Annotated in this window: 12 protein-coding genes; 5 read left to right on the forward strand and 7 right to left on the reverse strand. The window is 73.3% G+C overall.

What is annotated here, in order from left to right:
* The 3 genes from PINTE_RS10480 to pgsA form a co-directional block, all read right to left on the reverse strand.
* A partial coding sequence (locus PINTE_RS10480; protein WP_068429865.1) for a glycosyltransferase family 4 protein occupies positions 1 to 1,104 on the reverse strand: 1,104 nt, incomplete at its 3' end.
* A 3-nt stretch (positions 1,105 to 1,107) separates the two neighbouring features.
* Positions 1,108 to 2,139: a phosphatidylinositol mannoside acyltransferase gene (locus tag PINTE_RS10485; protein ID WP_245642897.1), complete on the reverse strand. Its 1,032-nt coding sequence runs from the start codon at positions 2,137 to 2,139 to the stop codon at positions 1,108 to 1,110.
* A gap of 4 nt (positions 2,140 to 2,143) precedes the next feature.
* Positions 2,144 to 2,755, reverse strand: a complete 612-nt coding sequence (gene pgsA / locus PINTE_RS10490; RefSeq protein ID WP_068429867.1) for a phosphatidylinositol phosphate synthase — start codon at positions 2,753 to 2,755, stop codon at positions 2,144 to 2,146.
* Between the two features lie 214 nt (positions 2,756 to 2,969).
* Here pgsA and PINTE_RS10495 point away from each other — a divergent pair, with 214 nt between their 5' ends.
* Both PINTE_RS10495 and PINTE_RS10500 read left to right on the forward strand, forming a co-directional pair.
* A complete protein-coding gene (locus PINTE_RS10495; protein WP_068429869.1) occupies positions 2,970 to 5,069 on the forward strand; it encodes an elongation factor G-like protein EF-G2 in 2,100 nt (699 codons plus the stop codon).
* A gap of 183 nt (positions 5,070 to 5,252) precedes the next feature.
* Complete coding sequence (locus tag PINTE_RS10500; RefSeq protein ID WP_068429871.1) at positions 5,253 to 6,917, forward strand: VWA domain-containing protein; 1,665 nt, start codon at positions 5,253 to 5,255, stop codon at positions 6,915 to 6,917.
* A 75-nt stretch (positions 6,918 to 6,992) separates the two neighbouring features.
* Here PINTE_RS10500 and PINTE_RS10505 read toward each other — a convergent pair whose 3' ends face one another.
* Entirely contained in the window at positions 6,993 to 7,619 is a 627-nt protein-coding gene (locus tag PINTE_RS10505) for an HIT family protein (RefSeq protein ID WP_084343461.1), read from the reverse strand.
* Between the two features lie 68 nt (positions 7,620 to 7,687).
* On the opposite strand from PINTE_RS10505, the gene PINTE_RS10510 reads away from it, so the two are divergent.
* On the forward strand, positions 7,688 to 8,149 hold the full coding sequence (locus tag PINTE_RS10510; RefSeq protein WP_068429892.1) for a nitroreductase family deazaflavin-dependent oxidoreductase: 462 nt from the start codon (positions 7,688 to 7,690) through the stop codon (positions 8,147 to 8,149).
* 4 nt (positions 8,150 to 8,153) lie between these two features.
* On the opposite strand, the gene PINTE_RS10515 is transcribed toward PINTE_RS10510, so the two are convergent.
* The 3 genes from PINTE_RS10515 to PINTE_RS10525 form a co-directional block, all read right to left on the reverse strand.
* Positions 8,154 to 9,047: a DMT family transporter gene (locus PINTE_RS10515; protein ID WP_068429895.1), complete on the reverse strand. Its 894-nt coding sequence runs from the start codon at positions 9,045 to 9,047 to the stop codon at positions 8,154 to 8,156.
* Between the two features lie 31 nt (positions 9,048 to 9,078).
* Entirely contained in the window at positions 9,079 to 11,112 is a 2,034-nt protein-coding gene (thrS, locus tag PINTE_RS10520) for a threonine--tRNA ligase (RefSeq protein WP_068429945.1), read from the reverse strand.
* Positions 11,113 to 11,457: 345 nt separating this feature from the next.
* The gene (locus tag PINTE_RS10525; protein WP_068429903.1) at positions 11,458 to 11,817 is read right to left on the reverse strand and encodes a hypothetical protein; all 360 of its coding nucleotides are present in this window, start codon (positions 11,815 to 11,817) and stop codon (positions 11,458 to 11,460) included.
* Positions 11,818 to 11,899: 82 nt separating this feature from the next.
* On the opposite strand from PINTE_RS10525, the gene PINTE_RS10530 reads away from it, so the two are divergent.
* Together PINTE_RS10530 and PINTE_RS10535 are read left to right on the forward strand one after the other, a co-directional pair.
* Positions 11,900 to 12,946, forward strand: a complete 1,047-nt coding sequence (locus PINTE_RS10530) for a putative RNA methyltransferase (RefSeq protein ID WP_068429906.1) — start codon at positions 11,900 to 11,902, stop codon at positions 12,944 to 12,946.
* Positions 12,943 to 13,566: a phosphatase PAP2 family protein gene (locus PINTE_RS10535; RefSeq protein ID WP_068429913.1), complete on the forward strand. Its 624-nt coding sequence runs from the start codon at positions 12,943 to 12,945 to the stop codon at positions 13,564 to 13,566. The genes PINTE_RS10530 and PINTE_RS10535 overlap by 4 nt, the downstream gene beginning before the upstream one ends.
* Positions 13,567 to 13,642 lie beyond the last annotated feature (76 nt).

A 13,642-nucleotide genomic window follows, 5' to 3' on the forward strand; every position in this document is an offset into this window, starting at 1 on the left:
CGTCTCGTAGACGGCGAGCACGTCGCGCGTGACGACCGACCAGTCGTAGCGGGCGGCGGTCGAGCGGCCGATCCGGCGCAACCGGGTGCGCAGCGCGTCGTCGTCGAGCACCCGCGACACGGCCCCCGCGAGGGCCGCGGCGTCACCGGTGGCGAACAACTCCCCCGCGTCGCCGCCGGCGAGCACCCGCGCGAACGGAGCCAGATCGGAGGCGACCACCGGCGCGCCGGCGGCCATCGCCTCGACGAGCACGATCCCGAAACTCTCGCCGCCGGTGTGCGGCGCGACGTACGCGTCGACCGACGCGAGCAGCGCCCGCTTGTCGGCCTCCTCGATCGGCCCGAGCAGCTCGCAGGCGTCGGCCACCCGCGGGTCGAGGCGGGCGATCCTCTCCCGGGCCGCGGCGAGGTCACCGTGTCCGGCGACGAGCAGCCGCGTACCCGGGTGCGCGTCGAGCACCGAAGGCATCGCCTCCAGCAGCACCGGCAGGCCCTTGCGCGGCTCGTCGATGCGCCCGAGGAACGCCAGGGTCGGCCGCCCCGGGGCCCCCGACCAGTCCGGTCGCGGGCTCGCGGCGGCGAACCGGTCGACGAACACCCCGTTGGGGATGACGACCGCGTCGCCGCCGACATGCGTCGTCAGGGTCTGCCGGGCCGCCTCCGAGACGGCGATGCGTGCGTTGATCTTCTCCAGGCTCGAGCGCACGAGCGGGTAGGCGGCCTGCATCGCGCGCGACCGCACGAGGCTCGCGTGGAAGGTCGCGACGATCGGCCCGGTCGCCGCCCACAGCGCCAGCACCGACAGGCTCGGCACGAGCGGCTCGTGGATGTGCACGACGTCGAACCGGCCGTCCTCGACCCAGCGGCCGACCCGGCTCGCGGTGAGCGGCCCGAACGTCAGCCGCGCCACCGAGCCGTTGTACGGGATCGGCAGCGCCCGCCCGCAGCCGACGACGTACCCCGGCAGCGGCGTGTCCTCGTCGGCCGGAGCCAGCACGCTCACCGAGTGCCCGCGCTCCAGCAGGCTCTCGGCCAGGTCACGCACGTGGAATTGCACGCCGCCGGCGACGTCGAAGGAGTACGGGCAGACGATCCCGACGCGCACCGCTCACGCCCCCCGCGAGCCGGAACGCGCGGGCGCCCCCGCGGGCTGCGCCGGCGACACCGGCGGCACCGGCGACAGGTCCTCGACGAAGACCCGCTGCATCATGTGCCAGTCGGCGGTGTGCTCGGCGATGGCGGCGCCGAGGGTGTCGGCGCACGCCTGGGTCATGGCGGCGATCCGTTCCCGGGAGCGGATCGCCGGCCCGGGAGGCGGCACCGGCACCGCCTCGTGAAAGGTCACGACGAGCCGGTGCCCGCCGGGCCCGCCCGGCCACGGCTCGTAGTGCATGGAGACGGGCACGAGCGGGGCCCCGACGGCGAGGGCGAGCGCGGCGGGCCCGGGTGCCATCCGGGCGCGGCGGCCGGCGAAGTCGACCTCGACGCCGTGCTGGGTGAGGTCGCGGTCGGCGAGCAGCGGCACGACGCAGCCGCCGCGGGCGGTGCGGCGCACGAGGCGGCCGAAGACGTCGCCCTCGCCGGTCAGCGGCAGGATCGTCATGCCGAGGCGTTCGCGGAAACCGACGAACTCGGTGAACAGCTCCTCGGGTTCGAGGCGTTCGGCGACGGTCAGCACGGGCGCGAGCTCGCGGCAGGCCCAGGCGCCCGCGCTGTCCCAGTTGCCCATGTGCCCGAGGAAGCACACGACGGGCCGGCCGGTGTCGAGCACGGCCCGCACCGGCTCCGCCCCGACGGCGCGTACCCCGGCGACCACCTGGTCGGGGGTGCGGGCGGGCAGCCGGAACGCCTCGCACCAGTACCGCATGTACGAGCGCACGCCGGCCCGCACGAGCGCGTCGAGGGCGGCCGAGTCGGCGTCGGGGCGCACCCGCGCGTAGTTGGCCCGCATCCGGGCCACGTCGGCCCCGCCGCGGCGCACGGTGAGGTCGGCGACGAGGTCGAAGCCGCGGTAGGCCAGCGGCTCGGGCACCCGGCACAGCAGCCGCCAGCCGGCGCGGAAGACCGCGACGGTGAGCCGGTCGGCGGCGCGGCGCCGCAGGGCGGCCCACCGGGTCGGGGCCACGGCGACGCGGCTCACCAGCTCAGGCGGCCATCTCGCGGCGCACGGCGAGCATGCGCTGCCCGACGGTCACGGCGCTGGCGACCGCGAGCAGCCACAGCACGACGGTGAACACGACGTGCGGCAGATCGAACAGCCCGACGAGGAAGGTCGTCACCAGCACGACGACGAGCCGGTCGGCGCGCTCGGCGATGCCGACGTTGGCGCCGACGAAGCCCAGCCCCTCGGCCCGGGCCCGCGCGTAGCTGGTGACGAAGCCGAACACGAGGCACGCGAGCGCGCCCCAGGCCGTGGCCGCGCCGTCGGGCTGGCGGGTGAAGTAGAGCACGAGGCCGCCGAATACGCTGGCGTCGCCGAAGCGGTCGAGGGTGGAATCGAGGAACGCGCCCCAGTTGCTGGAGCGCCCCGAGACCCGGGCCATCGTGCCGTCGAGCAGGTCGGAGAACACGAAGACGGTGATGAACAGCGTCCCGGTCACCCAGTCTCCGCGCGAGAAGAAGAACAGGGCGCAGAAGCAGACACCGACGGTTCCGATGATCGTCACCGTGTCGGGGGTCAGGCCGATCCGCAGGAGGAATTTGGCCAGCGGCGTGATGAGTCGGGTGACGAACGCCCGGGCGAATTTGTTCAGCATGGTGTGCCTCAGCCTACTGACCCGCGGGCACACCGATCGCTCACCGTGGCCCGCGCGGGCGCGTCCCGGAGCCCCGACGTCGGCTCGGGCGCTGCGCGCACGCCCGTGCGCACGACGAATTCGCACGCCAGCGGCGTGCCGCGGGCAAGGACCATCGGCCTGTTTTTCGGCCGCACTCCTTGTCGGGGCGCCCGCCGGGGAGGCAGGGTGAGGCATGGCCAGACAATCGACCTCGCAGACCCCTGTCCCCAACGACGCGGACGCCATCCGGAACGTCGTGCTCGTCGGCCCGAGCGGCTCCGGGAAGACCCGGCTGTTCGACCACCTGCTGACGATCACCAGCCCCGGATACCGGGCCCCGAACCGCCCCGACGAGCGCTCCACGCAGCTCGAGATGGCGGCGGTGGCCACCGGCGACGTCGTCGTCAACCTCATCGACGCGCCGGGGTACCCCGACTTCGTCGGTGAGCTGCGGGCGGGTCTGCGAGCTGCCGACGCCGCGCTGTTCGTCATCTCGGCCGCCGACGGCATCGACGCCGCGACGCAGTCGTTGTGGCACGAGTGCGCGGGCGTCAACCTGCCGCGCGCGGTCGTCGTCACCAAGCTCGACACCCCGCGGGCCGACTACGACGCCACCGTCGCCCAGGCGCAGGAGGTCTTCGGCGAGGGCGTCATGCCGCTCGGTGTGCCGGTCGTCACCGACGGGCGCCTGGCGCAGATCGTCGACCTCGTGCTCGGCGAGGTGCACGACTACACCGGCGGCGAGCGCGTCGTGCGCCCCACCGGCGAGGAGCACATCGCGTTCTTCGACACCTACCACGCCCCGCTGCTCGAGGGCATTATCCAGGAGGCCGAGGACGACAGCCTCCTCGATCGCTACCTCGGCGGTGAGGAGGTCGGTTTCGAGATCGTCGAGGCGGCGCTGCTGGAGGCGGTCGCGCGCGGCTCGTTCCACCCGGTGATCCCCGCCTCCGTCGACACCGGCGCCGGCATGGACGTCGTGCTGCACCTCATCGAGGCGGCCTTCCCGCCGCCGCGGATGCGCCCGATGCCGGTCGCCTACACCGTCTCCGGTGCGGCGGGGCCGCAGCTGAGCAGCGATCCTGCGGGACCGCTGGTCGCCGAGGTGGTGCGCACGACGAACGACCCCTATGTCGGGCACGTCGCGCTGGTGCGGGTGTTCTCCGGCACGCTGACCGCCGACACCACCGTGCACGTCTCCGGGCACCTGGGCAGCTTCCTCGGGCACGCCGTCGAGGGCCACGACGACCACGACGACGACGTGCGAGTCGGGCCGCTGTCGTCCCCGCTGGGCAGCGAGCTGCGCCCGAAGGAGTCGGCGATCGCCGGCGACCTGGCCGTCGTCTCCAAGCTGCCGGCCGCGCAGACCTCGGACACCATCAGCGACAAGGACAACCCGCTGGTCGTCGAGCCGTGGACGATGCCGCAGGCGCTGCTGCCCGCGGCGATCAAGGCGGCGACCCGGGCCGACGAGGACAAGCTGCCGGGCGCGCTGCAGCGGCTCGCGGGCGCCGACCCGAGCCTGCGGGTCGAGCACAACGCCGAGACCTCCCAGGTCGTGCTGTGGACGATGGGTCCGACCCACCTCGAACTCGTCATGACCCGGCTCAAGGACGCGTTCAACGTCTCGGTCGAGGAGCAGGAGCTGCGGATCCCGTTGCGCGAGACGTTCACCGGCTCCGGCACCGGCAAGGGCCGGCACGTCAAGCAGAGCGGCGGGCACGGGCAGTACGCCGTGTGCGACATCACCGTGGAGCCGCTGGAGCGCGGCGCCGGCTTCGAGTTCGTCGACAAGGTCGTGGGCGGCGCGGTGCCGCGCCAGTTCATCCCCAGCGTCGAGAAGGGCGTGCGCGCCCAGCTCGACAAGGGCACGCTGACCGACTACCCGATGGTCGACGTGCGCGTCACGCTCTTCGACGGCAAGGCCCACTCGGTCGACTCCTCCGACGCGGCCTTCCAGACCGCGGGCGCCCTCGCGCTCAAGGAGGCCGCCGGAGCCGGTGGGGTCACCTTGCTGGAGCCGGTCGACCTGCTCGAGGTGCGGGTCTCCGACGACTACGTCGGCGCGGTGATGACCGACATGCAGGGCCGCCGCGGCCGCATCCAGGGCAGCGAGCCCGCCGACCAGGAGGGCTTCTCGGTGGTGCGCGGCGAGGTGCCGCAGCTGGAGCTGTCGCGCTACGCCATCGACCTGCGCTCGCTGTCGCACGGCTCCGGCTCGTTCACCCGCACGTTCGCCGGCTACGAGCAGATGCCGCACCGCCTCGCCGAGGAGCACCTCGTCAAGGCCTGAACCGACCGCCGTGTGCCGGGTCGATCGGCGCCCGTCGACACATAGCGCGCCCGCATCGGCACCCCGCCGATGCGGGCGCGTTCCCACGTGTGGTCGCGGACCGGCGGGGCCTGTGAAATCGCCGGAATCCCGTGGCGTACCACATAACTTCCCCGCATTGGACGCTCGACCTACTCTGTGCGCATGGGACGCCACACCGCTCCGCCGGACATCGTTCGCCGCCGGCGGCGCATCGCCGCCGCGTCGGGCGTCGTCCTCCTCGTCGCCGTCGCCAGTTACGGCGCCGTGTGGGCTCTCGGAGACGGGGAGAACACCACCGACGCGAGCCCGAGCAGCGCCTCGGCGACCACGCCCGCCGCGGCCCCGGAGTGCCTCGCCGCGACGGTCGCGGCTCCGGGCGACATCCTGCCGGTCGTGCAGGAGCGGGCCGCGACGGTGACCGGAGACGGCGGCTGCCGGCTGCTGGCCGTCACCGAGGGCACCGCGACGACGGTCGCCAACACCGTCGGCTCCGACGGCGCGGCGCAGGCGTGGGTGTCGGACTCCCCCGCGTGGCTGGCGCAGATGGCCCCTGCGCTGAAGGCCAAGAAGGTCGCCTCCAGCACCGGCGAGGTGTTCGCGACGAGCCCGGTCGTGCTCGCCGTGCCGGCCGGGATCGCGGGGCCGATGAACACCGGGGTGCGCCCGTGGATGACGGCCCTGTCGGTCATGCCGCTGGCCAGCGCCTCGCCGTCGGCGAACACCGCCTCCGGGCTGGCATTCGTGGCGGTCTGGCAGCAGCTGCGCAACAACCCGGTGGCCGGCGCCGCGATGGGGGATGCGTTCTTCCGGATCATCCGCGAATCCCCTTCCCAGGACGAGCTGCTCGCGCAGAACGGCACCCGGGTCAAGGCGTTTCCCGCCTCCGAGCAGCAGCTCGCGGCGCTGACCGCGCAGGGCAAGGCCGTCGCGATGCGGGCGATGGTGCCCGCCGAGGGCACCCCCTCGCTGGAGTACGCGCTGACGCGGTTCGGCACGCTCGACGAGCCCGCGGCCGGCGCGCTGGACCGCCTCGACGCCGCCCTGCGCGACGAGGCCGGGGCGGCGGCGTTGAAGGAGGCCGGTTTCCGGGTCGGCGGCCAGCGCGGCGTGGAGGTCGGCGACGTGCCGGCGGAACCGACGTCGGTGCAGGTCGACGCCTCGGAGTTCACCCAGATCGTGCGCGACTGGACCTACGTCAACCGCGACCTGCGGCTGCTCATGGCCGTCGACGTCTCCGGCTCGATGCTCGCCAAGGCCGGCGAGACCCGCCGCATCGACCTCGCGGTCACCGCGGTGCAGGAGGCCGTCAAGCTCATGCAGCCGACCTCCGACGCGGGCCTGTGGGTGTTCTCCACGGCGCAGCGGGGCCGGCTCGACTACCGGCTCGTCACCCCGGTGCGGCCCATCGGCGAGGTCGCCACCTCGTCGTCGCACGCGGCCACCCTCGTGCGCGACGCCGCCCGGATGCCCACCTTCATCAGCGGCGACACGGGCCTGAACGACACGATCTTCGCGGCGTTCTCGACGATGCAGCGCAGCTACGAGCCGGACCGCGACAACCTCGTCGTCGTGCTCACCGACGGGCGCAACGACGACTCCACCGGCGGCCTGAGCACCGACCAGCTCATCGCGCGCCTCAAGGCGGCCGCCGACCCGCAGCGGCCCGTGCGCGTCATCGTCGTCGGCATGGGCACGAAGGAGGACCAGGCCGTGATGACCCGCGTCACCGGCCAGGTCGGCGGACGCGCCTACTACGTCACCGACCCCGCCCAGATCCCCGCCGCGTTCGCCAACGCCATCTGGACCATCAACCGGCCCGCGGGCTGAGGCGGTTCGCGGGCCCGCGCCGGAGCCGGGGCTGAACCGGAGCCGGAGACCGGCCTCCTGCGCGCCCGGTTCGGTTCAGCTCGGCCAGTTCTCGACGAGCTGGAGCCGGGCGTCCTCCAGCAGCACGGGCAGCGCCTTGGTCTGCCCGATGATCGGCAGGAAGTTCGCGTCGCCGCCCCAGCGGGGCACGACGTGCTGGTGCAGGTGGGCGGCCACCCCGGCTCCGGCGACGGCGCCCTGGTTCATGCCGATGTTGAAGCCCATCGGGTTGCTGCCCTCCCGCAGCGCGATGAGCGCGGCCTTCGTCAGCGCGGTGAACTCCTGCGTCTCCGCGTCGGTGAGGTCGAGGTAGAGCGGCACGTGCCGGTACGGGCAGATGAGCAGGTGCCCGGGGTTGTACGGGAAGAGGTTCATGACGACGAAGCACAGCTGCCCGCGGTGCACGATGAGCCCCTCGGCGTCGGGCTTGCCGGGCGCCGCGCAGAACGGGCAGCCGCCTCCGGGGTTCGGGTCGGGTCGCTCGCCGCGCACGTACGCCATGCGGTGCGGGGTCCACAGCCGTTCGAAACCGTCGTCGACCCCGGCGAAGTCGCCGACGCTCTCGAGCCGGAGGCCGTCACCCCCGTCTCGCCCGTCAGCGCCCTCCCGGCTGTGGCTCGGCCCGCCGGCCCGTGCGGGGTTCTCCCCGGGCTCCCCAGTCATGACCCGATCCTAGGACGAGGGCGCGGGCCGACTGGACAGCGCGGCGCGCGACGTGTTGGCTGACGCACGTGACGAACCCAGAGACCGCCCCGCTGACGGGAGAATTCGCCGAGCCGGTGACCGGCTGGGTGGCCGACCAGCTCGCCGCCATCGACGCCGCCGGCACCACGGAGGCCGCCGACGTGCAGGGCATGCGCGTCGTCGTCTACACGGTGCAGGGCAAGCGGTCCGGGCTGCTGCGGCGGGTGCCGCTCATGCGGGTCACCGACGGCACGAACTACGCCGCGGTCGCCTCCAAGGGCGGCGACCCCAAGCACCCCGCCTGGTACCACTCGATGCTCGCCAACCCCCGGGTCGACCTGCAGGACGGCACGACGACGAAGGGCTATGTCGTGCGCGAGCTCTCGGGGCAGGAGCGGGCGCAGTGGTGGGAGCGCTGCGTGGCCGCCTTCCCGCCCTACGCCGAGTACCAGACCAAGACCGACCGGGAGATCCCGGTGCTGCTCGCGGAGCCGCTCGTCACGACGTGACGGCTCACGCGGGGGTCCGCGGGCCGGTGACCGCCTCCGGCAGCACCGGTTTGGAGCGGCTCAGGCGGATCACGCCGAGCAGCAGCAACGTCAGCCCCACGACCTCCAGCACGACCTCGGCGGGCGTCGCGTGCAGCCGCTCGTCGAAGACCGTGCGGCCCACGACGATGCTGAACAGCGGGTCGAGGGAGGCGATGACCGGCAGCACGACGTGCAGCGGCGCCATCGCGAACACGTGCTGGTTGAGCACTAGCCCCGCCGCGGCGACGACGAGCAGCACCCACAGCTGCCACGAGACGAACAGTTCGCCCACGCCCTCGCGGCCGTAGATGCGGGTGCACGAGGTGATGAGCGCGGCGGTCGAGGCGTAGATCGCGGCGACCCCGGCGGCCAGCGTGCGGGCGCGCACCGTGACCCGGGCGCGGCGGGTGGCCACGACCCCCACCACCATCGCGGCGAGCGCGGCCCCGGCGAGCGCGATCCCGATACCGCGCCGGCCCGCCTCCAGGCCGCCGTCGGGGTGGGTCGCGCCGGACGCGACGAGAAAGAGCACGAGTCCGACGACGAGCGTTGCGGCCCAGCCGAGTTCGGCGCGCGTCATGCGGGTGCGGGCGACCGCGTGGTTGAGCACGAGGCTGACGACGAGCGCGAGGGTGAGGATCGGCTGCACGGTCGAGAGGGTGCCGTAGCGCAGCGCGAGCACCTGGAAGCCGACCGCGCCGGCGTCCACGACCATCGCCAGGAGGAACAGCGGATGCCCGAGCATCTGCTCGAGCACGTGCGGCAGCCGGCCGCCGAACACCGTGTGCACCGGTCGGTTGGCGCTGACGTGCTTGAGCACCGTCGAGCCGGCGGCGCACAGCGTCGAGGCGAGCGCGAGGCAGACGACGAGGATCACGCCGCGCCCCCGCGCCCGGCGCCCACGTGCGTCACTCGCCGGGCGCGGTGGTCACCTGCGCCTTGGTGCGGATCGCCGCGGTGATCTCCTCGAGCGCCTCCTCGATCGGCACGCCGTTGCGCTGGCTGCCGTCGCGGTAGCGGAAGCTCACCGCGCCCGCGGAGCGGTCGTCCTCGCCCGCGATGAGCACGTACGGCACCTTCGACTTGCTCGCCGTGCGGATCTTCTTGGGGAAGCGGTCGTCGGAGCCGTCGACCTCGACGCGCACCCCTGCGGCCCGCAGGCTCGCGGCGACGTCCTCGAGGTACTCGCGGTACTCGTCGGCCACCGGGATGCACGTGACCTGCACCGGAGCCAGCCACACCGGGAACGCGCCCGCGTAGTGCTCGACGAGCACGCCCATGAACCGCTCGATCGAGCCGAACTTCGCCGAGTGGATCATCACCGGACGCTGCCGGGAACCGTCGGGAGCCTGGAACTCCAGCTCGAAGCGCTCTGGCTGGTTGAAGTCGTACTGGATCGTGCTCATCTGCCAGGACCGGCCGATCGCGTCGCGGGCCTGCACGCTGACCTTCGGGCCGTAGTACGCCGCGCCGCCGGGGTCGGGCACGAGCTCCAGACCGGTCGAGGTGCACGCCTCTTCGAGGATGCGGGTGGCCTCGTCCCAGTCCTCCTGCGAGCCGATGAACTTGTCGGAGTCGGGGTCGCGGGTGCTCAGCTCGAGGTAGAAGTCGTCGAGGCCGAAGTCGCGCAGCAGGCTGAGCACGAAGTTCAGCAGGTGCTTGATCTCGTCGCCGGCCTGCTCGGGCATGACGTAGGAGTGGCTGTCGTCCTGCGTGAACCCGCGCAGCCGGGTCAGGCCGTGGATGACGCCGGACTTCTCGTAGCGGTACACCGAGCCGAACTCGAACAGCCGCATCGGCAGCTCGCGGTAGGAGCGGCCGCGGCTGCGGTAGATGAGGTTGTGCATCGGGCAGTTCATCGCCTTGAGGCGGTACTCCTGCCCGGCGCGGGTGATCTCACCGGCGGCGTTGCGTTCCTCGTCGACGTGCAGCGGCGGGAACATCGTGTCGGCGTAGTACGGCAGGTGCCCGGAGGTGTGGAACAGCCCGTCCTTGGAGATGTGCGGGGTGCCGACGTAGTCGAAGCCCTCCTCGATGTGCCGGCGCCGCACGTAGTCCTCCATCTCCCGCTTGATGACCCCGCCCTTGGGGTGGAAGACGGGCAGGCCGGAGCCGAGCTCGTCGGGGAAGGAGTACAGGTCGAGTTCGGTGCCGAGCTTGCGGTGGTCGCGCTTCTCGGCCTCGGCGAGCCGATCGAGGTAGGCGCGCAGCTCGTCCTTGCTCGGCCACGCGGTGCCGTACAGCCGCTGCAGCTGCGGGTTCTTCTGGTCGCCGCGCCAGTAGGCCGCCGAGCTGCGCATGAGCTTGAACGCGTTGCCGAGCAGCTTCGTGGTCGGGATGTGCGGGCCGCGGCACAGGTCGCCCCACGCCACCGACCCGTCTCGGCGCACGTTGTCGTAGATCGTCAGCTCACCGGCTCCGACCTCGACGCCCGCGCCGGCCTCCTTGTCGTCGTGACTGAGCCCGCCCTTGAGGCCGATGAGCTCGCACTTGAACGGCTCACCGGCGAGCTCCTCGAGCGCCTCGCCCTCGGAGACGACGCGGCGGCGGAAGGTCTGGCCCTCGTTGACGATCTTGAGCATGGCCTTCTCGAGGGCCTTGAAGCTCTCGGGCGTGAACGGCTCGGCGAGCTCGAAGTCGTAGTACCAACCGTCGGTGATCGGCGGGCCGATACCGAGCTTGGCGTCGGGGTTGAGCTGCTGCACGGCCTGGGCCGCGACGTGGGCGCAGGAGTGGCGCAGCACCGCCAGGCCGTCCGGGGAGTCGATGTCGACGGCCTCGACGCTCTGCCCGTCGGCGAGTTCGCGGGCCAGGTCGACGAGCTCGCCGTCGACCCGCGCCACGACGACCCGCTTGTCGTCCGCGAACAGGTCGGCGGCCGTCGTGCCCGCCGCGACCGATCGCTGTTCTCCGGCGACGGCGACGGTGATCTGGGCAGACACGGTGAACTCCAATCGGTCGGGTGCTCTGTGCCGGGTGGCCTCGGGATGCCCGGGGGACGGCCTGGGTGGCCTCGGGTGGTCCCACCGCAGGCGAACCGGCTCCCGACACAGATGGGGGCCGTGCATTCGGCCCACCGACGATGGTATCCGCCGCCCCCCAAATCGCCGAAGGCCGCCCTTTCGGTCGAGGGCTCGTGTTCAGGTACGAGCCTTCAGGTACGAGCCCCCCGACCGAAGGCCGGCTTCCACACTCGGCCGAAGGCTGCCCTTTCGGTCGAGGGCCAGGGTTACAGCACGAGCCCTCGACCGAAAGGGCAGCCTTCGGCCGGGTGGTGACGGGGGGGTTCAGTCTGCGGGCGGGGCCGGGTGGAGGCGGTCGCCGACCGCCACCGCGCCGGGCTTGGCGACGACGGCGTAGACGCCGGGGCAGTTCGTCGGCTTCTCGCTGATGTACAACACGGCGGAGCCGACGCGCGCGCGGCTGCCGACGAGCGCGGTCAGCGCCTCCGGGTCGGCGGCCAGGAAGATGTTTGCGCGGGTCGTCTCGGGGGTCTCGTCGCCGGCGACGACGTGCACGGGGCGCTTCTTGCGCCGGTCGCCCGCCAGGCCCGCCTCCTCGATCTCGGTGCGCTCGAGCCGCCGGCCCGGCTCGTCCTTGACCGGATAGATCGCCAGTTCCCGCACGGTCAGGCCCAGTTCGGCCATGGTCGCTCTCCTTCGTCACGCCGGCCCCGTCGGGCGCGACGGCGGCTGGTACCAGCCTGCCAGCGATGCCTACAGTGGGCACGTGCCGCCCACCCGCGGGCCCGCCGGCCCGGCCACCGCGCTCGATGCGGCGCTGCCCCTGCTGGCCTGCCCGCAGTGCACCGCGCCCCTGCGCCGGGAGCCCGAGGCGCCCGTGCGCTGCGAGCGCGGGCACAGCTTCGACGTCGCCCGGCAGGGGTACCTCAGCCTGCTGACCGGCAAGGGCACCAAGGGGCTGCACGCGGACGACGCCGACATGGTCGCCTCCCGCGAACGGGTCCAGTCGGCCGGGCTGTTCGACCCCGTCACCGAGGCGCTGACCCGCGAGCTCGCCCGGGCGCTGCCCGGCGCTGCGCGCACCCTCGTCGACCTCGGCGGCGGCACCGGCCACTACGCGGCCGCCTGCCTGCAGGCTCCTGACCTCGCGCTCGATGTCGCCGTGAGCCTCGACCTTTCGCGCTACGCGGCGCGCCGGGCCGCCCGGGCGCACCCGCGGCTGGCGAGCGTCGTCGCCGACGCGTGGGCCCGTCTCCCCCTGGGAGACGGGGTGGCCGGCGCGGCCCTGTGCGTGTTCGCCCCGCGCAACCCGGCCGAGCTGGCCCGCGTGCTCGCGCCGGGCGGGGTGCTCGCGATCGTCACGCCGCGGCCGGGGCACCTGGCCGGGCTGGGAGCGGATGACCCGTCGGTGCGCATCGACCCGGACAAGGAGTCGCGCCTGGCCGCCCAGCTCACGGGGTGGCGCACGCTGTCTCGCCTGCCGGTCGAAGCGCCGCTCGACGTCGACGGCGCCCTCGCCGCGGACCTGCTGCTCATGGGCCCCGCCGCCTGGCACGTCGACCGCGCCTCCGAGCGCGAGCGGCTCGGCGCCCGGCCGCGGGTGCGCACGACCCTGGTCGTCGACCTCACGCTCGTCACCCCCGCGGTGGGGGCCGGATCCGCGACCGACGCTCGTGCACCCGACCCCGGCGCCGCGACGGGCCACGAGATCCGGGCGGGCGCCGCGACCGCGCCGAACACCGGTTCCAGGGCGGCCACCACCCCGCAGGGCCCCGGTACCGCGCCAAGCACCGACTCGAATCGCCGCGGATGACCGAGCACCCCGATCTCATCCGCCTCGCGGCCCGCACGCGCAACGCGCTGGCCGATGCGGTGAGCACGGTCTTCGACCCGCTGCTGCTCGTCGGCGTGCTGCTGCTGGCGGTCGGCGCGGTCTCGCCCCCGACGCCTTGGATCGGCGCCGCCTGGGCCCTGGCCGCGATCGCCGGCTGCGCCCTCGGCCCGGAGGCGGTGCTGCGCCTGCTCGTGCGCACCGGCCGGGTGCGCGACCGTCAGCTGGTCATGCGCGAACAGCGGCACACGCCAATGCTCGTCGCCGCCGTGTGCGTGGTGCTGACCCTCGCGGCGCTGATCCTGCTCGGCGCCCCGGACCGCCTCGTCGCGCTCGTCGTGACGATCCTCGTCGGGCTGTGCGTCATGGCGGTGGTCACTCGCTGGTGGAAGGCGAGCGTGCACGCCGCCGTCGCCGCGACCTGCGCGACGGTGACGGCGTTCGTGTTCGGACCGGTCAGCCTCCTCGGCACCGTGCCCGTCGTCGCCGCCGTCGGCTGGGCCCGCGTGCGGGCGGGCCGGCACAGCCTCCCCCAGATCCTCGCCGGCGCCGCCCTCGGCGCCCTGACCACCACCCTCGTCTTCCCCGCCTTCCTCCCCTGACGTCCCTCGAAACTGCGTGTCGTGATCAGGACTGCAATCCGTGCCGCAGTCCTCACCACGACACGCAGTTTTCGCG

This window comes from Piscicoccus intestinalis NBRC 104926 (genome assembly GCF_001515525.1).
Classification (GTDB): Bacteria; Actinomycetota; Actinomycetes; order Actinomycetales; family Dermatophilaceae; genus Kineosphaera; species Kineosphaera intestinalis.